The 24,370-nt window shown below is 62.0% G+C and carries 19 protein-coding genes and 1 tRNA gene; 10 read left to right on the top strand and 10 right to left on the bottom strand.

Annotated features, from left to right (window positions below):
• The first annotated feature begins 47 nt into the window (after nt 1–47).
• Complete coding sequence (locus ABDJ38_RS05375; RefSeq protein ID WP_346784057.1) at nt 48–4,721, top strand: DUF3320 domain-containing protein; 4,674 nt, start codon at nt 48–50, stop codon at nt 4,719–4,721.
• Nucleotides 4,722–4,795: 74 nt separating this feature from the next.
• Here ABDJ38_RS05375 and ABDJ38_RS05370 read toward each other — a convergent pair whose 3' ends face one another.
• The 5 genes from ABDJ38_RS05370 to ABDJ38_RS05350 form a co-directional block, all read right to left on the bottom strand.
• The gene (locus tag ABDJ38_RS05370; protein ID WP_346784056.1) at nt 4,796–5,554 is read right to left on the bottom strand and encodes a hypothetical protein; all 759 of its coding nucleotides are present in this window, start codon (nt 5,552–5,554) and stop codon (nt 4,796–4,798) included.
• 42 nt (nt 5,555–5,596) lie between these two features.
• Nucleotides 5,597–6,178 (bottom strand): hypothetical protein, encoded by a 582-nt coding sequence (locus ABDJ38_RS05365; protein WP_346784055.1) that lies wholly within the window; start codon nt 6,176–6,178, stop codon nt 5,597–5,599.
• An 80-nt stretch (nt 6,179–6,258) separates the two neighbouring features.
• Nucleotides 6,259–6,804: a hypothetical protein gene (locus ABDJ38_RS05360; RefSeq protein WP_346784054.1), complete on the bottom strand. Its 546-nt coding sequence runs from the start codon at nt 6,802–6,804 to the stop codon at nt 6,259–6,261.
• 142 nt (nt 6,805–6,946) lie between these two features.
• Complete coding sequence (locus ABDJ38_RS05355) at nt 6,947–7,828, bottom strand: 3'-5' exonuclease (protein ID WP_346784053.1); 882 nt, start codon at nt 7,826–7,828, stop codon at nt 6,947–6,949.
• Nucleotides 7,829–8,027: 199 nt separating this feature from the next.
• Nucleotides 8,028–10,904 (bottom strand): MobA/MobL family protein, encoded by a 2,877-nt coding sequence (locus ABDJ38_RS05350; protein WP_346784052.1) that lies wholly within the window; start codon nt 10,902–10,904, stop codon nt 8,028–8,030.
• 286 nt (nt 10,905–11,190) lie between these two features.
• On the opposite strand from ABDJ38_RS05350, the gene ABDJ38_RS05345 reads away from it, so the two are divergent.
• The 4 genes from ABDJ38_RS05345 (at nt 11,191) to ABDJ38_RS05330 (ending at nt 13,907) form a co-directional block, all read left to right on the top strand.
• Nucleotides 11,191–11,706, top strand: coding sequence for a hypothetical protein (locus tag ABDJ38_RS05345; protein ID WP_346784051.1), 516 nt, complete (start codon nt 11,191–11,193; stop codon nt 11,704–11,706).
• On the top strand, nt 11,706–12,947 hold the full coding sequence (locus ABDJ38_RS05340; RefSeq protein ID WP_346784050.1) for a toll/interleukin-1 receptor domain-containing protein: 1,242 nt from the start codon (nt 11,706–11,708) through the stop codon (nt 12,945–12,947). Before ABDJ38_RS05345 ends, ABDJ38_RS05340 begins: the two co-directional genes overlap by 1 nt.
• Before the next feature lie 175 nt (nt 12,948–13,122).
• Nucleotides 13,123–13,599, top strand: coding sequence for a hypothetical protein (locus tag ABDJ38_RS05335; protein WP_346784049.1), 477 nt, complete (start codon nt 13,123–13,125; stop codon nt 13,597–13,599).
• Nucleotides 13,596–13,907 (top strand): hypothetical protein, encoded by a 312-nt coding sequence (locus ABDJ38_RS05330; RefSeq protein ID WP_346784048.1) that lies wholly within the window; start codon nt 13,596–13,598, stop codon nt 13,905–13,907. The genes ABDJ38_RS05335 and ABDJ38_RS05330 overlap by 4 nt, the downstream gene beginning before the upstream one ends.
• A gap of 13 nt (nt 13,908–13,920) precedes the next feature.
• Here ABDJ38_RS05330 and ABDJ38_RS05325 read toward each other — a convergent pair whose 3' ends face one another.
• The gene (locus tag ABDJ38_RS05325) at nt 13,921–15,696 is read right to left on the bottom strand and encodes a hypothetical protein (RefSeq protein WP_346784047.1); all 1,776 of its coding nucleotides are present in this window, start codon (nt 15,694–15,696) and stop codon (nt 13,921–13,923) included.
• A 353-nt stretch (nt 15,697–16,049) separates the two neighbouring features.
• On the opposite strand from ABDJ38_RS05325, the gene ABDJ38_RS16940 reads away from it, so the two are divergent.
• Nucleotides 16,050–17,687 (top strand): recombinase family protein, encoded by a 1,638-nt coding sequence (locus ABDJ38_RS16940; RefSeq protein ID WP_429771096.1) that lies wholly within the window; start codon nt 16,050–16,052, stop codon nt 17,685–17,687.
• Here ABDJ38_RS16940 and ABDJ38_RS05315 read toward each other — a convergent pair.
• A tRNA-Arg gene (locus tag ABDJ38_RS05315) sits at nt 17,646–17,722 on the bottom strand. The two genes, ABDJ38_RS16940 and ABDJ38_RS05315, sit on opposite strands and share 42 nt — an antisense overlap.
• A gap of 108 nt (nt 17,723–17,830) precedes the next feature.
• Between ABDJ38_RS05315 and ABDJ38_RS05310 the strand changes: the two genes are divergently transcribed.
• Nucleotides 17,831–18,568 carry a queuosine precursor transporter gene (locus ABDJ38_RS05310; protein ID WP_346784045.1) on the top strand — a complete coding sequence of 246 codons (738 nt, stop codon included), beginning with the start codon at nt 17,831–17,833 and terminating at the stop codon, nt 18,566–18,568.
• A 7-nt stretch (nt 18,569–18,575) separates the two neighbouring features.
• Here the strand turns inward: ABDJ38_RS05310 and ABDJ38_RS05305 are convergent, their stop codons facing one another.
• Both ABDJ38_RS05305 and ABDJ38_RS05300 read right to left on the bottom strand, forming a co-directional pair.
• Nucleotides 18,576–18,788: a PspC domain-containing protein gene (locus ABDJ38_RS05305; protein ID WP_346784044.1), complete on the bottom strand. Its 213-nt coding sequence runs from the start codon at nt 18,786–18,788 to the stop codon at nt 18,576–18,578.
• Entirely contained in the window at nt 18,785–18,913 is a 129-nt protein-coding gene (locus tag ABDJ38_RS05300) for a hypothetical protein (protein WP_346784043.1), read from the bottom strand. Before ABDJ38_RS05300 ends, ABDJ38_RS05305 begins: the two co-directional genes overlap by 4 nt.
• Before the next feature lie 228 nt (nt 18,914–19,141).
• On the opposite strand from ABDJ38_RS05300, the gene recF reads away from it, so the two are divergent.
• Entirely contained in the window at nt 19,142–20,230 is a 1,089-nt protein-coding gene (gene recF, locus ABDJ38_RS05295) for a DNA replication/repair protein RecF (RefSeq protein WP_346784042.1), read from the top strand.
• A gap of 140 nt (nt 20,231–20,370) precedes the next feature.
• Here the strand turns inward: recF and ABDJ38_RS05290 are convergent, their stop codons facing one another.
• Nucleotides 20,371–20,985 carry an arylesterase gene (locus ABDJ38_RS05290; RefSeq protein WP_346784041.1) on the bottom strand — a complete coding sequence of 205 codons (615 nt, stop codon included), beginning with the start codon at nt 20,983–20,985 and terminating at the stop codon, nt 20,371–20,373.
• Nucleotides 20,986–21,138: 153 nt separating this feature from the next.
• Here ABDJ38_RS05290 and ABDJ38_RS05285 point away from each other — a divergent pair, with 153 nt between their 5' ends.
• Together ABDJ38_RS05285 and ABDJ38_RS05280 are read left to right on the top strand one after the other, a co-directional pair.
• Nucleotides 21,139–21,858: an ABC transporter ATP-binding protein gene (locus ABDJ38_RS05285; protein ID WP_346784040.1), complete on the top strand. Its 720-nt coding sequence runs from the start codon at nt 21,139–21,141 to the stop codon at nt 21,856–21,858.
• Complete coding sequence (locus ABDJ38_RS05280) at nt 21,858–24,368, top strand: ABC transporter permease (RefSeq protein WP_346784039.1); 2,511 nt, start codon at nt 21,858–21,860, stop codon at nt 24,366–24,368. The genes ABDJ38_RS05285 and ABDJ38_RS05280 overlap by 1 nt, the downstream gene beginning before the upstream one ends.
• The last annotated feature ends 2 nt before the right edge of the window (nt 24,369–24,370 follow it).

Genomic DNA, 24,370 nt, shown 5'->3' with positions numbered 1-24,370 from the left:
AGCAAGTAAACTGACTACCCATCACGGGATAGAACAGGGGAATTTGAATGAACGCCGAGGCCAATCCGCAAGTGCGCAAGCTGTTCGATGAGACGCGGCGCAGGCTGGTTGAAACAGGCACTCGCAACCGGCTCGTGCACGTCAACAGAGCTAACACCCGCGGCGCGGTCGTCAACATCATCAACGAACGCTCAGATGACGTCTATGCCATCCTTGCGAGTGGCAAAACGATGCGCTTCCGCGCACTTGGCAAGGATAAGCACGAGCAGGGTGAGATCCTGCTCGCAGAGGATACTGCTAACGCGGAGACCTTCGATGATAACCGCTATACCGACAACTTGCTGGAAAGCCCGCTAGGGCCGGACGCACTTGCCAAAAAGCTCCTGAAGATCGCGCGGGATGCGCGCACCGCCGAGGAGGAGCAAGGGGTAAACATACTCTACCTGGCACTCGGCTTCGTCACCTGGTTTGAGGATGAGAAGTCCGACATTCGCCGAGAAGCGCCCCTTGTCCTGCTCCCGGTGGAACTTGTCCGCAACCAGCGCACGTCAACGTATGACATTCGCATGCGCGGTGAGGATCTCATCACGAACCTTCCGCTTCAGCAGCGATGGCAGGACGATTTCGGGTTGGTTCTTCCCGAACTTGAAATCGGCGAGGACTGGCAGCCGTCGCAATACTTCGACGAGGTCGAGGAAATTGTCGATGAACGTGATCGCTGGGAAATCGACCGCGATGCCATTCAACTGGGCTTCTTCTCGTTCTCGAAACTGCTCATGTATCGCGACCTTGATATCGATGCATGGCCCGATAGCGCGCTGGAAACCCACGAGCTCGTCAAAGGCCTCCTTTATGAAGGGTTCGAGGGCGACGACGACGCAATTTTTGGCGAAGATGACAAGCTTGATGATGTCTTGCCGCCGGACAAAATCTTCCACGTAGTCGATGCCGATGCGAGCCAGGCCCGGGTAATCGAAGAGGCCCGGTCTGGTCGCAACCTTGTCGTGCAGGGGCCGCCGGGCACGGGGAAAAGTCAGACCATCGCCAACATCATCGCGGCTGCCGCGCAGGAGGGCAAAACCGTCTTGTTCGTGGCCGAGAAGATGGCCGCACTGGAGGTCGTGCACGACCGATTGGTGAAAGTGGGTTTGGCAGATATCTGCCTTGAGCTGCATTCCCGCAGCGCAAACAAGCGCCAAGTGCTCGAGGAGCTGAAGCGCACACTCAACGCAGGTGCCGCCGTGCCTGCAATTCCAGAACGACCCGAAGCTCTGCAGCATAGCCGAGATAAGCTCAACGCCATTACCAAGGCTCTCCATTCGCCTATCGGCGATACAGGCGAAACGGCGTTCGGGATGCTGGGCCGCCAAGCGCGCTTCATGGGCTTGAAAGCGCCTCCGCCGACTTTCGCTGCAGATGGCCTCGCCGAAATGGATCGAGCTGCCGAAAGCAAAGCAGTGGATGCGCTCAAGGTTTATGGTGCCGCACTGAAGGAGACTGGCGATCCAGCCGACCATCCGTTCCGGTCAGTAACCGTGACGCAGCTTCAGCCGGTCGATCAAGCAAGATTGCGGCCGATGCTGGATGAGGCGCGAGAAGCGGTAAGGGCCCTTGATAGCGCCCTCAATGTCGCTTTGGATTCTCTCGGGTTGGCTGAAGGCGGCTGGTTCGACTTGGTCGCGCCGGTCGAAGAACTCTTGGCTGCACTTTCCGGTTTGAACGAGAGCGAAGGCAATCTAGCCAAAGAGGTTCTGCATTGCCGTGACATGGAGCGCCTGTCTCAAGCGCTCGCATCTGGGCGTCAGTGGCGCGAAGAACGCGATGCGGCCAGTGATTACTTTATTGATCACGCCTTCACGGTTGATGTGGCGCACCTTCGTGGGCCGCTTATTGCAGGGACAACATCATTCTTTACTCGCTGGGGCAGTGCTTACCGCAATGCGTCACGTGAACTTGCGGGATTGCTAAACGATCAGCTCCCGAAATCCGCCGATGAGCGTGTGGAGCTGGTGGATAGACTGTTGCAGGTCTCCCGGCTGCGCCATGAATGGGGACAAGAGGAAGAATTCTGTCGGACTACGCTTGGCGAAAGCTGGCGCGGCGAGCGGACCGATTGGGAGGGCATCGAGGCTGTCCAGGCATGGGCCGCGCGAGTGTCGTTGGCCAATGCCGATCTTGATGCCGAAGCCGAATTCCTCGTTTCGACTGCTGTTGCTGGGGAGCGCGAGAACTTGGCCGATGAGATCAAACGACTGCACAGCCCAGCACGGACATCAATCGCGCTTGTTCGCGATCGACTCGGGATAGCTGATGACCGCTTCGACGAAGGATGGGACGATGCGCAACTAGCCGAGATCGTCGGCGCTCTGGAAACGATGTCGGAGGCTATAGAACGATATCCAGAATGGGCCGCACTCGTTGATGCTCGCGCAAAGGCGGACGCCGCCGGCATCGGCTGTCTTGCCGATCGGATGGCAGCCGGGGAATGCGATGCCGATGCGGCTGTCGTTGAACTCAAATTCTCAAGGGCGGAGGCGATTTGGGAACGGGCACTAGAGGCCGAACAGGCGTTGCGGGAACTCAGCAACGTCGACCGAAACGCGCTCGTTACAGAATTTGCCAAACTCGAAAAGCAACATCTGCGGGACAATGTAACGCATATCGTTGCCAATCATCTCGGCCAACTCCCGCGCGGTGCGTTGGGAGAAATGAGGGTGTTGCGCGGCGAGATGGGGAAGAGGCGGGGTCACAAAGCACTTCGTCGCCTATTTTCGGAGGCGCCAAATGCCATCCAGCGCATAAAGCCGGTGCTGTTGATGAGCCCTATCTCGGTAGCGCAATATCTGACACCAGGGACGCTTTCTTTCGATCTGTTGCTGATCGACGAAGCCAGTCAGGTGCGCCCCGAGGATGCGCTCGGCGCGATCGCCCGTGCTAGCCAGATCGTCGTCGTCGGCGATCAAAAACAGCTCCCACCGACGTCCTTCTTCGACCGTCTCACCAGTGCCAACCAAGATGAAGACGACGATGAACAGCTCGAAGACGAGGATTTGCTTGGCGGCGCCGCCCAGCTGGCAGAGCTGGAAAGCATCCTGACCCTTTGCGAGGCGCGGGGCCTCGGTGCCCGCCTGCTCGAATGGCACTATCGATCGCGGGATCCTTCGCTCATTCGTGTGTCCAACCGCGAATTCTACGCGGACCGCTTGATCCTCCCACCTTCTCCACTGGAGAAAGATCCAGCTTACGGCCTCGTTTTCACCCAGGTCCCAGGCGCATACGACAAGGGTGGTCGTCGCGATAATCGGCTGGAGGGCGAAGCCCTAGTGGAAGCCGTTGAAAATCACGCACGGACGATGCCGAACCAGTCACTTGGAATAGTTACGTTCTCTGCAACGCAAAAGAACACGATCACCGAACTCCTTGAACTTGCTCGTCGCAACGATGCCGTTCTCGACGATTTCCTCCGCGAAGGCGGCGCTGAGGATGTCTTCGTCAAGAATATCGAGAACGTTCAGGGTGACGAGCGCGACGTGATTTTCATCAGCGTCGGTTATGGCCCGACCGAACCTGGCGGAAGAATGATCGGCGCGAGCTTCGGCCCGGTCAATTCGGAAGGAGGCGAACGTCGGCTTAATGTGCTTTTTACGCGGGCAAGGCTCAGGTGTGAAATTTTCGCTTCCTTCGACCCAGGCGAACTCGATGTAAGTCGCGCTTCACGCGAAGGGCCACGCGTTCTCAAGCGCTTCCTCGAATTTGCGAAGCACCGCCAGCTTGTCGAGCATATGCCGACTGGCGAGGAAGCCGACACCCCCTTCGAGGAAGATGTCGCGGACACCATACGGTCCTTCGGTTTCCTTGCAGATCCACAGGTGGGATCAGCAGGCTTTAAGATTGATCTGGGCATTCGCCATCCCGACAGACCGGGGAGTTATTTGCTGGCGGTTGAGTGCGACGGAGCCACATACCATTCGGCCCTGTGGGCGCGCGAGCGCGATCGCCTCCGTCAAAGTGTGCTGGAGCATCTGGGATGGCGCTTCCATAGGATATGGAGCACCGACTGGTTTTATAATCGCGAACGTGAAATCAAGCGCCTCCGCGAAGCATTGGAAAGCGCCAAGCGAGACCAAGAGAACGGTTCAACTCCGAAGACTATCGAGAAACCCGAAGCTGCGCCAAACCCGAATCACGAAGAACCTGTTGCGCCACTTCCTGAAGTGGAAGAACGACAAATGCCTAGGTATAAGCGGGCATACTTCCCCACCGCATCGAACTGTGAACCACATGAGGCTCATCCTTATGAATTGCGCGAATTGGCATTGAAGGTTGTAGAATTCGAGGGACCGATTTCTGCAGAAGAGACGGCACGAAGAATATCGTCTTGTTTCGGTCGCGAACGTGCAGGCAGACGCGTCCAGTCTATAGCGCTCGATGCGCTTCAAACTCTCAAAAGCAGCGGTTCGATTCTCTATGATGATGGTTTCTATTTTACGCAGGCGCAGCGTGATGAGACGCCTGTGCGAGACCGGACGGATGAAGCCGGCGCCACTCTCAAAGCAGAGGCGATTTCGCTGCTTGAAATCCGTGCGGCTTTGAAAATCGCGCTGGCGGACAATGCGGGCGCTGAAGCTGATGATCTTATTCGTGCTACCGCGAGACTACTGGGGTTTAAGCGGGTGGGATCTGACCTCCGAGCCCGAATAGCACAAGGGCTGGAGCCTTAAACACGGGATGACACATGAAGTGCCGGACCGACGCTGCTTGAATTCCGTCGGCCCGGCGCATTCTGACGCGTGGTTCAGGCCGCGAGATCGAACCCGCTGGCAAGCTCCTCTTGCAATCGATTAGAATAGGTCCGCAACTCGTTACTTAACGAGTGGTCTGGGCGGCGACGCAGGAACCCTTCAATCAAAGCGGTGATGGCCGGCTCTAACCGCAGGCCCTCTGTGCCTTGTGCGACCAACCAGCCGACTTTGGCGACCGACAGTAGCAGACAGTCAAGCTCAACGTGGTCCCGTAGATCTTGCCATGCGCCGGCGCTCACCGGTCGCCGCACGCCGGGCTTCGCCGCGACTAGGTTGAACGGCACGCCCATTCGGAGCAGCACCTGTGACAGGTGGCTCCAGGTTCTGCCCCCGCCTTTCAACATCAAGCCGAGGTCAAGGTGCGGTCGTGGCCCGCGCCTGCCTGGCTGATCGATCATCTGGGGAGGCAGACGCAAGCCATGCGCCAGACCCGCGAGTAGCAGCACGGGGATATCCGTTGCCAGCCCTCCGAATGTGACGATCGGTTTGTCTTTGTGCGCACGCAGGTAGTCGAAGATCTGGGTGACTACCGCTTCCTCATCGCCCAAGTGGAACTCGTTCCAGCTTGCCACCTCGCCGGTGGAGATTTTGCCTTCGTCGTCGATAGAAAACTGGAACGCAGCTGCTGCCATGACCTTCTTGACCGCCACTGCCCTTCGCTTCGATCTCTTATCCATCGCTCGATGGGCCTCGTGAAGTTCCTCGTCCCAGTGAAATTCGCAGTCGAGCGCGATGTAGCTTTGCTTCGCCATTTATGTTTTCCTTTCCTTGGTTATTGGCACAATCACGCTTCGTCAGAAGGGAAGCGGGCGAGCATTTTCGATCGCCCGCCATGCCTGGTAGGCCGAGCCCAACGAGGTTTGGTCGTTCTCGCGGCAGCAGGTCGCAAGGAAGGTCAACCAGAGCACCTGCGCCTCGTCGGCAGCTCGGCGAGCTTTTGCGCGGATCGACGACCCTGGGCCCGCGCGCTGGATCGCGTAAAATGCTGAGGTTTCGTCGAGAGCAGCTTCTCGGCACTCCAGCGGCATGATCACGAGGTCACTCCGTTGTCGCCGGATGAGTTGAAGGTCCGAGGGCGCAAATGGCATCCCTGCGTGCATTGCCATGCGCCATTCGCGCATCTGGGAAGGCTGTGCCTTCGCAATCAAGGTGGCATTATCCGGAATGCTTCTGGTGATTCCGCCGATGATATCCGAACGCTTCGTTTCGCGGTCGAAGGCGTAATGTTCGATGGCAAAACGAGCACCGTATTCGTTGCACTTAGTGACGGTGAACATCGCGATACTGCGGATGGTTGAGCGGTAGCTCGCCGGTCGGTCGCGCACGATTTCCAGTGCGGTCAGCACTTGCGGATGGTGCCTGGGAGAGAAGTTCATGTGGGTTTCCTGTTCGTGAAAGGAAACAGGCGGCGCCTCCCGAGGAAGACGCCGCCTGCATGATCATAAGTTTGCGGGGATCAGACTGCGAAAGGCGCAGCAGCCCTGGTATTGCCAGCGCTATCGACAAAGAGGTCGCCCGGAGTGGGCCCGCCCATGCAAAAGGGCGCGAGGGTTTCGGCGGTCGCGGCAATCCTCTTGGCAGCATTTCGATGCGAACGGGTTCGCCGAGCCGCCGCTTCGACAGGCACCGCAATGAGGCGACCGCATTCGCTTACGGCGAATTGCTGCCTTCGATCCTCGGCCATCAGCACAAGAGGCTCATTATCGCCGATCGCTGCCGGAATGACCTTGGCTGCAATTACACCCTCTGCATGTGGCATCAGGACCAAATACCAGTGCGGTGCGGCTGCCTGCTCATCCGCATAGATGGCAATCACACAGGCCCAGCCACTCTCAGCAACCTTGCATGCCGCAACGTTGAGAATGCCCATATCGATGCCAGTGACCGAAGCGAATTTGACTGCTGCTGGGACGGTTTCCCCGGTGAGGAGGCCGAGTTCCAGATGGAGGGCGTAGGCATTGGCCCGGCGGGCGTCGTGCCCGCCGGTGGTGGAAGTGTTCATATCGTATTCCTTTTTGTTGGATGGCGGCCTTCTGGCCAGAACCGAGCCTTTTTCTTTCAGCTTACCGGTTCACCGTTCTTCGTCTTATGAGATGCAGAGCGTCCGGTTCGCCCTGCCGCGCGCGCCAATTTCTGCGGTCGATTTACCGAACGTGGCGGTTGTGCCAGTCGAGGGGAACGCAGGTCACGCGAACGCGCGCGAAATGCCGCTCGAGCCAGCTGCGCTCGTAATCCGCCTGGAACTGGCTGACCTCGATCCACCAGACCTTGCTGGTCCAGTCGAACCGGTATCCGCGGCGCTTAACCTCGCCCTTGTCGCGGGGCGGCACGTCCTTTGCCTCGACGCGAACGGTCTGTGTGCGGGCCTTGTCCAGCGCCTCGCCCATCACCATCCTGCCATTGGGCAGCGCGCTGGCGAGCAGGTTTACTAGCGCGGTGACGTCGTCGCCTGCGCTGTGAGCCTTGAGCGCGAACATAGACTGCTGCATGAGCAGATGGCCCAGCTTGGCGCCGTCGTAACCATACCCGGCCCAATCGACGTCCTTGTAGCTGCAGACCCAGGGTAGATGCGCGATCCCCGGCAGCAAGCGGCGGCATAAGGCGGAGTCGAACAAGGCGTTGTGTGCCAAGATCGCCTCTGCGCGGGCAATCACCTGCGTTACCCTGGTGATATCGATTGCCTTGCCGGCCAGCTTCTCATCCGTGAGGCCGGTGATCTTCGTGATCGCGGCAGTAAGCGGCCTGCCGGGATCCTGCAGTCCATAGGCCTTGTCGACGATGGCGACGATGCGCCCCTCGGCATCGACGCGCACCAGCGCGACCGCAATTTCGAGCACCTGGCAATCATCCGGATCGAGGCCTTCGGTCTCGACATCCAGGACCGCGACCAGCCTCGTCGGCTCGCTTGGCCTCGCAATGACCGGCCAGTCGTCCAGCCTGGTGATCCGGCGCAAGATGCGCGTATGCGCAGCTGCGCATAAGCTGTCGCCTGCCTCCTGCGAGACAGGTGTGTTTTGGGTATTCATGCAATATCCTCGCTATAGGTTCACGAGGACGGCTTTGCCGGTCCGGGCCTTTTCCCTTCCCTCAACCGTCCTCGGCTGTCCGTCAGCCAACAGGATCTTTGCTCCGCCGGTCACGCGGTCCGGCTTTTCCAAATGCGGCGGCATGGGTGCGGCTTCTGCATGCTCACCGCGATCCATGCCGGGCGCGTCTCTCTCGCGATCAGCCAATGCCGTTATGCTGCGCGCCGATTTGCTGCGCGGCTGCCGTAAGAGCCCTACGGCGCTGTCTCGTCGCCCGGTCGATGGCGCGCCAGTCGATACCCCGCGCGCTCATCTGGCTTGTGCGGCTCACGGCAGTGCTGCCCTGCCGAAGCTCGCGATCAACGCGCCCAAGCGCAACAAGTAGAAGCTCCGAGCGGCGGTAGATTTCGAGCGTTTCGGCTGCTTCGCGTGACAGGCGAACGGCGAGTTTACGATGCGGATCGCCAAGATCCTCCTCGCTCGCATCGATGAATTTGAGCTCCGTCTCTAGCCGCTCGAACCGCAATTCCTGTTCGACATAGAGTGGTATGAGTTCGCGCCTGGCTATGCTGCTGGCCAAGTCCGCCTTGCTTAAGCCCCAGCTCGAAGCGATCGCTACCACGGGATGCACGCTGTTGTCGTTCCACAGGCACAGTCCGGAGGGTCGACGCCGCATCGCATCGGCAAAGGCAGCCACGTCGGCTGCACGAGACAATGCAGTTTCGGTTGCATCAGGCGGCTGTGTCGCAGCGCTGTCATCGGCCGTGCCCGGGTCGGCCTTCGCCTCCCTGTCGGAGCGTGAGGCCGCCATTGCTGCGAGCCGCTCCCCGAATATACGCATGGTCTCAGCCAATGCCGGATCACGGTTTTTCGGCATGCGCGTCGTTACGGGTCGAAGGGTGATGGTGGAGCCGGCATTCCTGTCCGGGGATGGCACCGCGACCGGCCCAATCGGAGGCATTCCTGGCGCTGGCGACACGCGGCGGATCACGGGAGCATCCCCAGGCCGCGAGAGTTCGACCCGGCGACAAACCGGCCTGCGTTCCAGCGACCGGGCCGGGGCAACGGGGCGCAGCACAACCCGCACATCGCCTTGCCCGCCCACTGCGGCGAGCGGCGTGAATACGATTTTATCTGCGGCAACCATTCTCGGCGCCATCGGCTCTGCAGCAACGGGGCGCAGAACTGGCCACTCGCGTTCGGTGGGCGCGGCAATCTGTTTCAAGACGGGTGCGCGAACCGGGGTTGTCGTCACGCGGCGGAGCGTTGGTGGGTTGATACTTGGCGGCCAGTTCACTGCCACTTTTGCGAGGCGCGGAGTTGTCATCTCCGGGCTCGCCGTAGCCACCGGTCGAAGCGACACGGAGAGGCTAGGTGCCGGTGCCACCGGTCGCAGCGATGCGGCAATGGGTTGCAGGGATTCGACCCGCCGGAGGTCCACCGCCGGTGCAGAGCCAGTCGATACCGGCCGCAGTTCCGGCGCGGCTACCAGCGTCTCCGGTGTGACCGGATGGAGCGAAACGGCGCCCGGCGACGGCAAGGGCACCACCGCACGGATCGCAGCGCCGGCGCGAGAGGATGGTGATGGAGAAAACGTTCGAATGCTCTCTGCCGATACCGAAAGAGCTCCGACAAAGACCGGCTTGATCGGTCGCACGTGCTCCGCATTTCTAGGCACCGGCGCGACCGTTCGGAGCCTTGCGCTGAGGGTGAAGGGCGCTGCTTCCGCAGTGCCAACCTTGGCAATGGCAGGCGAGCGATCGCGCAGCATTTGGACTGTCGTGGCGGATGGTTTTGCACCGGGCGAGTATGCATCGACCGGTCCGAGTGATGCCGGAACGGCGCTTTGTGCGACGGGCGCACCGGGGCGCAGATCAACCGGTGGCCTGACCGCCAGTTCGACCCGCGCGAGAGCTGCCAAAGCGCGTCTGCGGGCCCGCTCGCGGCGCTGCTTGCGCTTCGCTTCGAGCGCCCTTTCGAGCGCGAGATTGGCATCCATGATCCTGCGATTGGCCTCGACATCGGCCACGAACTCGCCCTCGCGCGCGGTGCGCGTCTTGCGCTTGTCGAGCTTCTTCTGGGGCTTGTGCACCATTCCCCGCGCGGCATTCGAGAGATGCGTGTAATGCCGCTCGGTGCCACCTCGCTCGAGAACTGATGTCATGATCTCGGCCACCCGGCGGCGCGCATGGCGCCAGTATTCGGCGCCATCGAGGTCGCTGCGATAGTCTTCGGCGATGTCCCATTGATACGGCGCGACGCGCGTCATTGGACGCCAGCTGCCGCAGATATGGGCGTGGTAATTGCGCTGGTCGCCGTCCGGATCGGGTTGGTGGAGCGCAGCGGCATAGGGCAATCCGTGGCGTCCAAAAAGTTCATGTGCCACGGCTTTCATGATTTCCGCGCGGACCTCCTGCGGCACGTCATGGGGCAACTGGATGATGATGTTGGCATTGATCTTGGCGTCCGCACGGCTCTCGCGCTGACCAAGCTCGAGCAGGTCCGCCGCCATCAGGATCTCGTCGAGATCGGTGCCGATATTGCTGGCGATAATCGGCTGTCCGGACGCGTCGAGCTCACAATGCTCTGGGTCTGAAAGATAGACGATGCGCCGTCCTGCAATGCCGAAGGTATGCCGCTTCGCGCCATCGTAATCGATGACCATGACGATCCCGCGGCGCCCCTGCCTGTCGACAACCGGTCCCTCGTAGGAGGGCAGCGGGATGCGCGATCTCGCCGTGATCGTGCGCTGCTTGCGCTGGTATTTTCGGCGGTTTTGCGGCTCGATATGGACGCGCAATTTTCTGGGCGGCGCGCGCTTTTCGACCCTATCAAGCTGGCGTTGGATGGCCTTGTTGAGGCGTGCCTGGAGCTTGTCGCTGCGCAGGATCGCGGCCATCCGCCGGCGTTCGCTGCGGCTTGCGGAACCCGCGTCGCGGCGGTGGATCATCCTCTGTTTGAGCGCCGCACTTGTGAGCGAAAGGACGGTCCCGTCGAGCATATGTGAGAATGTGCGCGCGAGATGATCGCGCTCCTGGGCTGTGGGTGGCGTGGGGGTCCTTTTCGTTTGGCGCATGCTAAACAATTTCTCTCGCTAAGACCCCCCACACCTTCCTTCTGCCACATCGCCCTTACCGTTTCACGCGACCCAAAAATGTTGGCGCACTCATTGCGCTCATCGCGGCCGCGTACTTTCCGGTACGAGTATATGGGCCTACATAGCAGGCGGGAGCCACGCGGGTGCGCGGAGCAAACAATGGCGGGTAAACCACAGGCCGATCGATTGCTGCTGGTGCGCGAATTCGGCATGAACCTATGAGAAGCTACCTGCAGCGTTTAAGCGGGGCTGGTGAGGCGTGAAAATGTATGACCATCTGAGTGACCTCGCGCAGCGGCTCGGCATGTATATGGCGCGAGGCTGCCCCGAAGGTTTGCGCGGCCACTTCGGTGACGAATTGCTCGTCGATTTCCCGGATGAAGATCGCAAGTCCCTCGGCATCGCGCTGGCGAAACTCGAAGCCGACGGTCTCGTCACACTTTCGCACGTGCTCGGGCCTCACCTGCCGCGCGTGCGGACAACCTGGGAATTATTCATCGCGTGCGACCCCGCGATCACTGGCCACGATCCCGTTGTGGATTCCGTAGAGCTTGCACGTTTGCTGATCGAGAATCCCGACCTGGGCGGGAATGCCAGCATGCTGGAAGATGCGGCGGGGTGGTCACGCCGCCGGTTCAATCCGGCGTTCGCCTTGCTAGTGCCGCACATTGCCGATGGCCGGACACGCAAGCCGATCCAGAACCAATATCCCGTTCTAGGCTTCGTCCTGGCCGACGAAGACCTCGTCGCCCTTCAACGCTATGTGCGCGATCACAGCTGATGGTGAAGATGACTTATAATGGGCGTCCCTTCGATGCGAAGCGTTTTACGCGGGACCTGGAAACGAAAATGATCGACATGGCCATGGAGGCCATGGAGCAGAAAGCGCGCGGCGCCGCGGCCTCGATCGTCGATCCCGAGACGGGTCGTCACGCCGACGTATTTGTCGATCGGTTACCCGAGAATGCGGTTGCCATCCGGACGACGGGTTCGCCTACCTTCGCCCGGCTGCTCGAGAAGCGCCTGGGTGTCGGTCGTGGAGAAGTAGAAGTTATGAACGCAGCCGATGGTGCCCAGCACCCGAAAGTCTATCTTGCCCATGCCAGCGAAGACAAGGCGCGCATACGGCCACTCGCCGAATACCTTATGTCTAATGGCGTCGAGGTCTGGTTCGACGAATGGGAGATCGAACCCGGCGACAGCCTGCGCGAGAAAATGGAGGAAGGCCTTGGCGCGATGACCCATTTCGTCGTCGCGCTGACCGAGACGTCGATTACCAAACCCTGGGTGGCGAAGGAGATCGGCGTCGGACTGGTTAGGCAGATCGGAGACCAGAGCCGGTTCGTTCCGCTTCTTATCGATTTGGACCCGGCGAAACTCTCGCCATTTCTGCAAACGATGCTTTATCTGCCACTCGATCCTGCTGACGAGGCACAGCGAAAAGGACTGGTGGATCGGTTGCACGGGATCAGCCGCAAGCCTGCAATGGGGTCCGCGCCGCGCCATGTTCAAAGCGTGCCTGCAGGTCTTGAGGGTTGGTCGCCTGCGGCCATTGAGGTCGGCCGGCATATCGTGGAGACCAGCGAACAGGCGATGCCGGTCGATCCGATCGTCACGCTGGATTGTCTTGAAGACGCGCTCGAGCTTCAGCCGGACGATCTTCGCATCGCATTACTCGACCTGCATGACGGCGGGTATCTCCGAGAGATGAACATGCACGGGCATTACGCTCCGCAGCCTGCGCTGTTCGTCGAGTTCGACGAGGCCTTCATGCCGTTCAGTCCGCGCGAGGATGCCATCGTGCTCGCGAACAGGATGGTGACGGGCGGCGAGCGCGCCTGCGATACCGCGCGGATGGCCGGGGAACTGGGTTGGGAACCGCGGCGGATGAACAGCGCGATCTGCTACCTGGAACGGGCCGGTGCCATACTGTCTCGCACCGCGCTGGCTTCGGCTCCCTGGCGCGCGGTGCAGCTTCTCCGCACCGACGACACCCTGCGCTTCGCGCGCAACCATGCCTGATACTCGGCCCACCTCAACCCCGAAGGCGTTCAGCCCGGTCTGCTTCTGAGAAGTGTCGGTAGTATCCAATAGGTTCATTGGCGGAGCGCCAATCGCCGATGATATCGCGCAAGTTTTTGGGTCGCATGAGGGGCATCTGGCGAATCGGTAATCCGGTCATCGAAAGGAGAATTCGATGACAAACAACCGCCGCCTTTACGCCTGTGCTTGCCTCGCCGGGCCAATGGTCGATGCCGGGCTGGGCCCGCAGGACGCCGATGCTCTCAAGGCGCTGCTGAGCGGCACGCTTGACGATCTCGCTAGCTATGCGGGCGGCTTTCCGCAGGCGAAAGCGATGCCGCTACTCAGCCTGCTGGTGAACATCATCGAGTGCAACTGGGACGATCTGACCGGGCTGGCCGCGGCGCTGCAGTGGGAGCAGCGCAAGGCAGCCTACGAACGCGACTGCTTGGCGTGGAAAGCGGCGGAGCCAACGTGCGATCCGGCATGGCGCAATCTGCCCATGACGCGCGGCCAGCGCTACCTGATCGCCGATACTGCTGCGCTGCTCGAGATCGAGATACCTGAAGACATGGACCGCGGAGCTGCCGCTGACTGGCTCGACGCCAACAACGCCAACGTGGTGCTGCGGCTTGAGGAGGGTAAGGCGTGAAGATTTACGAGATGCACCAAGCAAAGGGCGAGCGGATTACGGTGTCAAACCTCGCCCAGGCAAAACAGATCATGGCCGGTTTCGAGCCGTTCGTTGACAAATTCCTGGCAGAAATCGATGGAGCTAAATCGGTTGAGGACGAGCCGTTCGCCTTCCTCCAGCGCATAGCTACGCGATGGAACGCCAATTACGAGGTGTGGCAGGCGATGGAAGCCGATGAGGAACTACAGCTCGCCGAAAGAAAGGCTGCCGACATCGAGCGCGCCCGGGCTATCAAGGAAATGGCGCGCATGTGCCGGGACGATTAGGCTGCAATCCTGCTCAGTGAATTACGTCGCCGCGCCCGTCCCTGTCCGGACTGGCTCCAAGGACCGCTACCAGAGTGGCTAGTGTCTTGGGGCCGTCCCCGAATGGCTTCACCTTGTCTTTGAACCTCGATTTGCCGCCCAGGGTCACTCCGAGCATCGCCCGGGTGCGCTCCTGTAGGCGCAGCCATACAGGGTCGCCGCTAAGCAGTCCGGTGCTCTGGCCAAGGTGGCAAAAGACACGAGTGGCATCGTCGATGCGGTCGAGCTTTCTGACATCATCGGTATGCTTCAGCAGATGCTCCCGCAACTCTAGGAACATCGTGCCAAGCGGATCGTCGCTGCATGTTTCTTTGGCCAGATACGTCCAAAGTAGACTATCGCCTTCCAAGTCTTGCCAGCTCGTTTGCCCGAACCCAGTTGCGTGGCCGAACTGACCCCGCACAGGAAAGACGGACGCGGCCAGTTTGGCTTGCCGCCGGATATGCTCGGGGCGGATCCACACCTCTCCTCTCGCATCGTAGCCGGACGCAAACAATAGCGCATTGGCGAACTCGGCCAATCGAGCAGGTTTCGCGCTACCTTCACAAGTCTCCTCGACGCAAAGCGCACCATGGGCGACCAGATCGGTCGGGAGCAGTCCGTAATAGTTGGCGAGCGGCCCGTATCGCGTTCCGCCTCTGCCGCCCACACGTGTCACATCGATATCACTGGAATCCGGCCACTCATCCGGTGGACCGTCTGCCACCGGCAGGGTTAATTCGAGTTGCCTGGGAAAGTCTTTAAGAGCCTTCTGCGCGTAATCGGTATCCGGACCATCCAGACAGCGATACCGGGCCAGAGTCCGTATGTCGGTTTCGGCCTTGTGAAAGTGATAAACGCCTTGCGGATGGTTCGGGTCGACGTGGTGGTCGATATCCATTAGGACGATCTTGTGCAGCGAGAAAGCCGTCATGTTGGTCCGCTTGAGAACACGCCGCATCTCCGGGGCGCTCCGAGCAGTGGGCAGATGATTGCCGCAATGCTTGATCGCGGCAAGGTTGAAGCCGTCATCGGCATTCAGCTTTTGCAGGATGCGGAAAATGCGCCTCGTGATCCGCAGCGCGCGGAATAAAGCAGCGATCGAGCACTTGGCGTCGCCGAAATATGCCGCGCGCCATTCGGCAACCTGACCAGGCGCGTTCGGCCATTGCAATGCCGGGAGCAGCCGGATCGCCTCCTCCACTTCCTCGCTCAGCAGGAGAAGGAACAATGCCGGGTGCGATCGCCGGATCGACTCCAGAAAACCGGCAATCGCGCTGATGCCGACGCCCGTGACGGCATCGAGCGCGGTGTTGTATTGAAACGAATTGCCGGTCCACTGGTGCAGGTGCTCTTCGATCTCGCCCGCCGTGCGTGGGAGATGTTGGAGAGGCGGTCGGCAAGATGTCCGTGGCGATGCTAGGGCCAAGTGAAATTGATAGGATGGCGAAAACACCAACGGCGCGAGCTTGCAGCCGGGCGGGATGGCTTCATCGCAGGCCAGTTTTGGCACCCCAATGGTATCGGCGATCCAGCGGCCAAGGGCCTTCTCGCTGGAAGTGAGCTCGAGTTCGGAAGGGAACTTGTTTCCGTCTTGGAGGGCGATCAGATCGGCGGCACGCTTTACGATATCGCACCGTCCCGCGTTCCTTTCATTCGCAAGCAGTCTTCGCCAGATATTGATGGCGTTCTCGATCAGGTCCTGTTCGGCGTTCATTCCTGTCACCTCGTGTTCTTCGTCGGAGGTGATTCTAGGATAAGATGCGTCCATCGAGTAGCTGCGCCTTAACCAACTGAATTCATGACACCTTTTGGGTCGTTGGCGGCGCAGTGTGTATTCGCCGCATACCTCTGGCATGAGCCGGAGTGACCCATCTTCCAACGACAAGTGCCGCGCGAATGACTCATCGCAGGACGGCCTCGTCGGGCTTGATGGAAATCACCAGACCAATGCAATAACTACTCGTCAAAACAAGACTGCGAGCCTGCTCCCGGAATTCCCGAACGTCGGGGTCTGTGGCCTCCCGGTTAGCATTCTAAAGGAAGAGGCAGAAATGCTTGATCGACTGCTGGGCAAGGAAATCGCAGCCTTATTCGGCAGCAGTTGAATGCTGTGAGGCGTATATGAAAGACTTTCTGGATAAGAACGTGGCGATCTATGCGCGGGTGAGCACAACCCGCCAAGCCGAGAACGATGTCTCCATCCCAGATCAGACTGCGAGATGTGAAGCTTTCGCAACCGACAAGGGTGGCACCGTAGTCGAAACTTACATCGAGCCTGGCGCAAGCGCCACGACCACGTCGAGACCTGTATATCAAAAGATGCTAGCGGACGCACGTGCTGGCAACTTCAGCGTGATAGTCGCATTTTCGTTATCTCGACTTTTCAGAAATGCGCTCGACTACATGAAGGCGCGTGCCGAACTGCGATCAGCGGGCGTGAAATTGGTAAGTGTGACACAGGATTTTGCCGACGATCCATCCGGAGAACTCGCGCTCTCGATGGTCGCCCTGTTCGACGAATACCAGTCAGCTGAGAACGCCAAGCACGTCAAACGCACCATGGTCGCGAATGCCAAGGCAGGTTACTGGAACGGTCAGAAGCCGCCTATCGGCTTCAAGGTAGTCTCAGTGCCGCAGCCCAAGGGCAAGGACCGGAAGAAGCTCGAGATCGATGAGGAGAGGGCTTACCTCCCGCGCTTTATCTTCGAAACCTACGTTTACGGAACCGCCGAAGGCCCGATCGGCATCGCAAAGCTCGCCGACCTCCTCAATAAGCGCGGCGAAACGCTCGATGGCCGCAGGTTCCATGTATCCAACGTGCATGCGATCCTGACCAACACCGCCTATTGCGGCTGCGCCTTCTTCAACAAGCGGGACTCGCGCGCGAAGAAGATGCGTCCTGAATCAGAATGGGTTCCGATACCCGTCCCTGCCATCATCGATGAGGACCTGTTCTACCAAGCGCAGGCTCAGATGGCGGCTCGCGATCCTAAAATGGGCGCAAGCGCCGCAAAAACGAACGCAAATCTACTCACCGGCAAAGTGACTTGCGGCACCACCAGCGAGGACGGATGTCGCGGAGGCATGACCACCGCCACGGGGAAATCTGGTCAGCACAAATATTACGCCTGCAACACACGTAAGACCGCCGGTGAGACCCAGTGCAAGGGGCGCTGGACCAACATGAAGATGCTGGACGATCTTGTTGTCGAGAATGTGATCGAGCATGTGCTGCAACCCCAGAGACTTTCTAGCTTGCTGTCCGCATGGCTGGAACACAGTTCACAAAGCGAAGCGCGCGATCGCGCCGAACTGAAATCGCTACGCTCTCGACTCACTATGCTCGACGGGGAAAGCGCCAACGTCATCGGCTTGGTGCGCAAGGGTCTCATGAGCGCGGACGATCCGCAGATCGAGAAGGAGCTGGGTCAGATCGCCGCACAAAAGCGCGCGGTGGCAGCTGATATCGATATTCACGAACGCAAGCTCGCCGACCCGGCACGCGCGATCACTCCCGACATCCTCGACAGATTTAGTAACCTCGTTGGCTCGACCATGCGCGATCGAGCTAGCCCGCTGCGCAAGCAATACGTAGATCTTCTCGTCGATAAGGTCGAGGTCGGCGACACGCTAGTGCGCATTACCGGGAGAAGATCGTGCCTCGCACGGGCGGCGAGTGGCACTGCTCCGCACATGGTGCCCAAAGCTGAACGGAAATGGTGCGCCCAGCAGGAGTCGAACCTGCGGCCTCAGGATTAGAAGTCCCGTGCTCTATCCAGCTGAGCTATGGGCGCGTCGGTTTCGGCACTTAGCGATGTTTGCGGAGTACGCAAATCGGCAACCATGCATAATCCGCCGATAGCCCTCTACCTCTACGCCGCAGACCGCGCTAGCTTCGCGCCATGGACCATGAAGCGCCCCGCCCCATCACCGCCAGTCGCCAAGCCGCCGGGGCTTTCCGCTACTATCCATACGTAATGGCAGCCTTCGTCGCGATCCTGCTGCTGTCAAACATCATCGGCGCGTCAAAGCCCAGCTACCTGCCGCTGCCGGGCGGCGGGCAATGGGCATTCGGCGCGGGCGTGCTGTTCTTCCCGATCAGCTACATCATCGGCGACGTGCTGACCGAGGTCTATGGCTATGCCAACGCGCGCCGCGTGATCTGGACGGGATTTGCCGCCCTTGCCTTCATGGCGTTCATGTCCGCAGTGGTTGTGGCGCTGCCGCCCGCGCAAGGATGGCCGGGGCAGGAGGCTTACGAGTTCGTGTTCGGTAACTCCTGGCGCATCGTGCTTGCCTCGATGGCAGCGTTCTGGGCGGGCGAGTTCGCCAACGCCTTCGTGCTCGCCAAGATGAAGCTGCTGACCAAGGGACGGATGCTATGGACCCGCACAATTGGTTCAACCGTGGTCGGCCAGGGGCTCGACAGCCTGATCTTTTATCCGCTCGCCTTCTACGGGCTGGCGGGCTGGCCGGTTGAGCAGCTGTGGCAGGTGATCCTCTCCCAGTGGGCGATCAAGACTGCCTGGGAGGCGCTGCTCACCCCCTTCACCTATTGGGCGGTGAATTTCCTGAAGCGCCGCGAGGGGGTCGATGTGTTCGACGAACAGACCGATTTCTCCCCCTTCGGGCATTCCTGACTGTTGCTCAGTTGGCGAGCAGCCAGATCAGCAGGTAAATCACGATAAAGCTCCCGAAGCCCGCCACCGCGCCAACGGCGAAGACCAGTCGCACCAGCAGCGGGTCGACGTTGACGTAGTTGGCGATGCCCGAGCAGACGCCGCCGATCAGCTTGTCGCCCCGGTCGAGGTGGAACTTGCGCGGGGTCTGCGGTTCGTTCGACATGTTCAGATCGCTCATGCCAGCACCATCGTGGCAGCGGTCGTAGCGGGCGGAGCAAAGCTGGCCACCAGCAGGCCGGTGGTGATCGCAAGTGCGCCGAAAGCGGCGAAGAGGCGGTTGGCGAGTTCCGAATTGGCAAACATGATAATTCCCCTTGTTTGGTCGTGTGAGCGGCTCATCCGCTCGATGCCACCACCTGTGCAGGGGGCGTGCCAGTTTGCAGAAAATTGCAGAAAACTGCCGATCTTGTTCACCTCGCGACAAGCTCAGGATTTGCTCAATGCCAACACTTGGGAAATTTCACCAAGTCATGGCAGAGGACTTTTTGCATGACCTATCCGGCACTGGTCGGCTAATGCCGTGCTCGTCTCATGGCGCTTGACCGCATCCTCCTCACCGCTTTCCGCAACCATGCCGAAACCCGGCTTGACGGGGCGCGCGCCATCAACCTGCTGGTGGGCGAAAACGGTGCGGGCAAGACCAATGTGCTCGAAGCCATCTCGCTGTTCGCGCCCGGGCGGGGCCTGCGCCGCGCGCCCCTGCCCGACATGGCGCTGGCGGGCGGGAACGGCAGCTTTGCAGTGAGCGCCACGCTTGCGCCTGCGGGCGACGATGGCGAGCCGCTGGCGCTGGGCACCGGAATTGCCGCCGACCGACCCGGTCGCCGCCTGCTGCGGATCAACGGCGCCAATGCCAGCGCCACCGCGCTTGCCGAGTGGATCGCCATGGGCTGGCTGACCCCGGCAATGGACGGGCTGTTTATGGCGAGCCCTGGCGAGCGGCGGCGCTATATGGACCGGCTGGCGCTGGCGATTTTCCCCGATCATGCGCGCGTCTCCGGACGGTTCGAAGCCGCGCTGCGCGAACGCAACCGGATGCTGGCCGACGAGCGCGGCCCCGATCGCGGCTGGCTGGTAGCGAACGAGGCGCAGCTGGCCGAGGCCGGAGCGGCGCTCGCGAGCCGCCGTGCTGCGCTGGTCGAGGCTTTGGCCGGGGCCTTGGCTGAGGAGCCGGACGAGCCCTTTGCCCGCCCCATGCTGGCTTATGAGGCGGGCGGGCCGCTGAGCGCAAGCGATCTGGCCGGGGCGCTCGCCGCCAGCCGCAGCCGCGACATCGCCGCACGCCGCACGCTCACCGGCCCCCATCGCGACGATCTCGCGGTGACGATGGCGGGCAAGCAGGCCCCAGCGGCGCAGTGTTCGACCGGCGAGCAAAAGGCCATGCTGGTTGCCATCACGCTTGCCCATGCGGCCTTGGCAGCGCGCGGGCGCGCAAGTGTACTGTTGCTCGATGAGGTGGCGGCGCATCTCGACCCGGTGCGACGCGAGGCGCTGTTCGAGCGCTTGCGCGCAAGTGGAACGCAGGTCTGGCTGACGGGGACGGAGCCTGCGCCGTTCGAGGGCATTCTGGTCGAGGCTGCGTGCTGGCGGGTTAGTGGGGGCTCGGTGGAGGCTTTTTAGACCCACCCCGCTCATCCTGAGCTTGGCGAAGGATCGTCCTGCACTTCAAGCCTCTTACACACCCGCAAGGAAAGCAGTCCTTCGACAGGCTCAGGACGAGCGGGGTGAGGTGGGGGGCTCAGCATGAGCGGGAGTTAAGTTTAGTCTTCTGCCGGAAGCGCCCCAACAATCGTATCCACCTGCGCCGCCACCATCGCCTTCACGCCCTCAGCCGTCGGGTGGATATGGTCCTCCAGCAACAGCGACGGGTTGTCCGCCAGCTCGCGCATGAAAAACGGCACCAGCGTCGCGCCATATTCCTCGGCCAGCGCGGGATAGATGCCGTCAAACTGCTGCTGGAACTGCGCGCCGCCGTTGGGCGGCGCACGCATTCCCATCAGCACCACCGGCAGCCCGCGCGCCTGCACCTTCTCGAGAATCTGCGACAGGTTCTCCCGCGTCTGCTCGGGCGCGATGCCGCGCAGCAGGTCATTCCCGCCCAGCTCCACCAGCGCAAGGTCGACCTCGCCCGGCAGGTTGTCGAGCACGAAGTCGAGCCGTTGCAGGCCAGCCGCCGTGGTGTCGCCCGAAACGCCCGCGTCGATCACCCGCGCGTTGATCCCGCGCGCGCGCAGCACCCGTTCCAGCTCTTCGGGATAGCCCTCCTCGGTTTCGAGGTCATAGCCTGCAAACAGGCTGTCCCCAAAGGCGAGGATTACCCGTTCCGGCCCCTCGACCACCACATCTTCCGGAGCATCTGCGACAATTTGTTGCACCTGCTCACCTTGAGGCGGGCTGGATTGTTCCCCACATGCGAGGAGTAAGAAACATGAGGCCGCCCCCAAACCCAACTTCATCAGCCGCATGATGCTTCCTTGCCGCTCTGGCACTGCGATAGTCATCTGGCCAAGCTATGCCATGGAACCCCTTTGACAAGCCCCACACCGCTTTCTCAGGCCGCCTCGCCCGTCGTCGATGCCCGTGACCTGCGCCTGACCCTTGGCGACGGCCGTGCCGCCACCGAGATTCTGCGCGGGATCGACTTGCGCGTGATGCCGGGTGAAACGCTCGCGCTGCTTGGTCCCTCGGGCAGCGGCAAAAGCTCGCTGATGGCGGTGCTGACCGGGCTGGAGCGCGCCTCGGGCGGCGCATTGCACGTGGCCGGGGCCGACTTCTCGGTGCTCGACGAGGATGCGCTGGCGCTGGCGCGGCGCGGGCGGATCGGGATCGTGCTTCAGGCCTTCCACCTCCTGCCGACCATGACCGCGCAGGAAAACGTCGCCACCCCGATGGAGCTTGCGGGCGAAAAGGACGCGTGGGAGCGCGCCGGGGCCGAACTCAAGGCGGTCGGCCTCGGGCACCGGCTCACCCACTACCCCACCCAGCTTTCGGGCGGCGAGCAGCAGCGTGTGGCCATCGCCCGCGCCCTTGCGCCGCGTCCGCCGCTACTGTTTGCCGACGAACCGACCGGCAACCTCGACCAGTCCACCGGCGAAGCGATCATCGACCTGCTGTTCACCCGCCGCGAAGAGACCGGGGCCACGCTGGTCATGATCACGCATGACGAGGAACTGGCCCATCGCTGCGACCGGATCGTGCGGCTGGCGGACGGGATAATCGTCAGCGACGAACGCGCAGGTGCCGCCTGATGCAGCTCCGCGCGGCATGGGGCATCGCCCGGCGTGACCTGTCGGCGCGCTTTTCGGGGCTGCGCCTGCTGCTGGTCTGCCTGTTCCTCGGCGTCGGCGCGTTGGCCGCGATTGGCAGCCTGACCGGCGCGATCCGCAGCCAGCTTCAGGCCGAGGGGCGCATGATCCTCGGCGGCGACCTCGAAGTGGAGGTGTGGCAGCGGCTGCTCACCGACGACGAGAAGGCCTTTATCGGGCAATACGGCACGCTGTCCGAAGGCCTGCGCCTGCAAGGCATGGCAAGCACCGCCAATGCCGCTGCGCCGGTCGAGTTGAAGGCGGTCGACGTAAAGTGGCCGCTGGTCGGCTCGCTGGTGCTGGAAAGCGGCGAGCAGGTCGGCGCGCCGCCGCCGGGCACCGCATGGCTCGCCCCGGGCGCGGCCGAGCGGCTCGATGTTAGTGTGGGCGACAGCTTCACGCTCGGCACCCGCAAGGTGCGCGTGGGCGGGATCATCGCCGAGGAGCCCGACCGGCTTTCCGAGGGCTTCCAGCTCGGCCAGACGGTGATCGTGCCGCTTGACCTGCCAGAGGCCGCCGGACTGGTTGCGCCGGGCTCGATGTATCAAAGCAAGACCCGCGTAGCCTTCAATTCGCCCTACGATGGCGAGGGTGTGGAAGGGGCAATAGCGCAGAAGTTTCCGGGGCGCGGTTACGATTTCCGCACCGCCGAACGCGCCTCGCCGGGGGCCGAGCGGTTCGTCTCGCGGCTCGGCGAGTTTCTTACGCTGGTGGGGCTGGCCGCGCTGGTGATTGCCGGGATCGGCATCGGTCTGGGGGTCAATTCCTACCTCGAAGCGCGCCGCCGCGCGATTGCGACGCTGAAAATTCTCGGAGCGACCTCGCGCGACATTGTCACGATCTATGGCTTGCAGATCGGTGCGGCCGCGCTTGTCGGATCGGCGGCAGGGCTGCTGGCGGGTTTCGCCGTGACGCCGCTGCTGGCGAGCGCGCTGGGCGACCTCTTGCCGGTCGAGACCGGGCTGGTGTTCGACCCGCTCGCCCTGGCGCGGGCGCTGGCCTTCGGGCTGCTGGTGGCGCTGGTCTTTGCCGCTCCACCCTTGCTGCGTGCGCGCGATTTTCCGGCCATGGCGCTGATGCGTTCGCGAGTCTCGCCGCTGGCGCGGGCGTGGAAGACCTATGCCCTGCCGGTCGGGCTGGGGCTTGCCGGGATCGTGGCGCTGACGCTGATCGGCTCGCCCACCCCGCTGCAATCGGCGCTGTTCCTCGCCGGGGCCGCCGTGCTGCTGGCGCTGTTGTGGTTGCTCGGCCTCGCGATCCGTCATGCCGCTGCGAAAGCGCCGCGCCCGTCCGATCCGATCCTGCGTTCCGGCCTTGCCAACCTCCACCGCCCCGGCGCGGCGACCGGGTCGCTAGTGACCGCGCTGGGCTTCGGATTGTCCGCCTTCGTGCTGCTCGCTGCCGTGCAGACCAGCCTTGCCGGCAATATCGCTCGCTCGGTGCCCGAACGCGCGCCAGACTATTTCGTGCTCGACGTGCCCAAGGTGGGCCTTGCTGAGTTCCGCGAGACTATCGAGACCTTCGCCCCCGGCAGCGAAGTGACCGCCGTGCCCACCCTGCGCGGCGCGGTGATCGCCTATGGGCCGGAAGACGATCAGACGCGAGTCGAGGATCTGAAGGAGCTGCCCGAGGGCGCATGGGCGCTGCGCGGCGAACGCGGGCTCACCTATTCCCCTACCCTGCCCGAGAGCAATTCGGTGACAGCGGGCACGTTCTGGCCCGCCGACCACAAGGGCGAGCCCGAGGTTTCGGTCGACGAAGAACTGGCCCAGGCCATCGGCCTCCAGATCGGCGACACCATTACCGTCTCGCTGCTGGGGGTGGAGCGCACCGCGCGCATCACCAGCTTCCGGCGGATCGACTGGGAGAGCCTCGGCTTCAACAATGTCTTCGTGTTCTCGCCCAATGCGCTTGAGGATGCCCCGCACAACTTCGCCGCCACCATCGACCTGCCCGAAGGCAGAAGCGGTAGCGGCCTGCTGCGGCTGCTGATCGACGCATTCCCAAGTTCGAGCGTGATCGAGGTCGGCCCGATTCTGACCGAGGCGCGGGCCATTCTCGATCAGGTCGCGCTGGCCATTCTCGCCGCTGCTGCCGTGGCGGTGCTGGCCGGACTTGCCGTGCTGCTGGGCGCGATTGCCGCCGCCCGCGCCGCACGGACCTACGACACCGTGGTGCTACGCGTGCTCGGGGCCAGCCGTCGGCAATTGCTGGGGCTGCTACTGGCCGAGTTCGGCTTGCTGGCTGCGGTGCTGGCCGGGGTGGCGCTGGCGCTGGGAACGGGGCTGGCCTGGCTGGTGATCACCCAGGTGTTCGACTTCGACTGGCTGCCCGACTGGCCGCGCATCATCATGGTGCTCGGCGCAGGGCTGGTGCTGGTGCTCGGCTTTGCCATCGGCGCCTCGCTGCCGCTGCTGCGCGCGCGGCCTGCCCAGAGCCTGCGCGCGCTTTAGGC

This window comes from Aurantiacibacter flavus (genome assembly GCF_039710615.1).
GTDB classification, from domain to species: domain Bacteria; phylum Pseudomonadota; class Alphaproteobacteria; order Sphingomonadales; family Sphingomonadaceae; genus Alteraurantiacibacter; species Alteraurantiacibacter flavus.
The sequence above is the reverse complement of the archived record's forward strand: the minus strand, read 5'-3'. Positions and strand labels throughout refer to the sequence as shown.

What these genes read in the sequence shown, in the direction of transcription:
- ABDJ38_RS05300 (WP_346784043.1), bottom strand. Translation starts at nt 18,913, where the DNA reads ATGTTTGCCAATTCGGAACTCGCCAACCGCCTCTTCGCCGCTTTCGGC.
- ABDJ38_RS05360 (WP_346784054.1), bottom strand. Translation starts at nt 6,804, where the DNA reads ATGAACACTTCCACCACCGGCGGGCACGACGCCCGCCGGGCCAATGCC.
- ABDJ38_RS05370 (WP_346784056.1), bottom strand. Translation starts at nt 5,554, where the DNA reads ATGGCGAAGCAAAGCTACATCGCGCTCGACTGCGAATTTCACTGGGAC.
- recF (WP_346784042.1), top strand. Translation starts at nt 19,142, where the DNA reads ATGGCGCTTGACCGCATCCTCCTCACCGCTTTCCGCAACCATGCCGAA.
- ABDJ38_RS05325 (WP_346784047.1), bottom strand. Translation starts at nt 15,696, where the DNA reads ATGGACGCATCTTATCCTAGAATCACCTCCGACGAAGAACACGAGGTG.
- ABDJ38_RS16940 (WP_429771096.1), top strand. Translation starts at nt 16,050, where the DNA reads ATGAAAGACTTTCTGGATAAGAACGTGGCGATCTATGCGCGGGTGAGC.
- ABDJ38_RS05280 (WP_346784039.1), top strand. Translation starts at nt 21,858, where the DNA reads ATGCAGCTCCGCGCGGCATGGGGCATCGCCCGGCGTGACCTGTCGGCG.
- ABDJ38_RS05365 (WP_346784055.1), bottom strand. Translation starts at nt 6,178, where the DNA reads ATGAACTTCTCTCCCAGGCACCATCCGCAAGTGCTGACCGCACTGGAA.
- ABDJ38_RS05340 (WP_346784050.1), top strand. Translation starts at nt 11,706, where the DNA reads ATGGTGAAGATGACTTATAATGGGCGTCCCTTCGATGCGAAGCGTTTT.
- ABDJ38_RS05345 (WP_346784051.1), top strand. Translation starts at nt 11,191, where the DNA reads ATGTATGACCATCTGAGTGACCTCGCGCAGCGGCTCGGCATGTATATG.
- ABDJ38_RS05335 (WP_346784049.1), top strand. Translation starts at nt 13,123, where the DNA reads ATGACAAACAACCGCCGCCTTTACGCCTGTGCTTGCCTCGCCGGGCCA.
- ABDJ38_RS05310 (WP_346784045.1), top strand. Translation starts at nt 17,831, where the DNA reads ATGGACCATGAAGCGCCCCGCCCCATCACCGCCAGTCGCCAAGCCGCC.
- ABDJ38_RS05350 (WP_346784052.1), bottom strand. Translation starts at nt 10,904, where the DNA reads ATGCGCCAAACGAAAAGGACCCCCACGCCACCCACAGCCCAGGAGCGC.
- ABDJ38_RS05305 (WP_346784044.1), bottom strand. Translation starts at nt 18,788, where the DNA reads ATGAGCGATCTGAACATGTCGAACGAACCGCAGACCCCGCGCAAGTTC.
- ABDJ38_RS05375 (WP_346784057.1), top strand. Translation starts at nt 48, where the DNA reads ATGAACGCCGAGGCCAATCCGCAAGTGCGCAAGCTGTTCGATGAGACG.
- ABDJ38_RS05355 (WP_346784053.1), bottom strand. Translation starts at nt 7,828, where the DNA reads ATGAATACCCAAAACACACCTGTCTCGCAGGAGGCAGGCGACAGCTTA.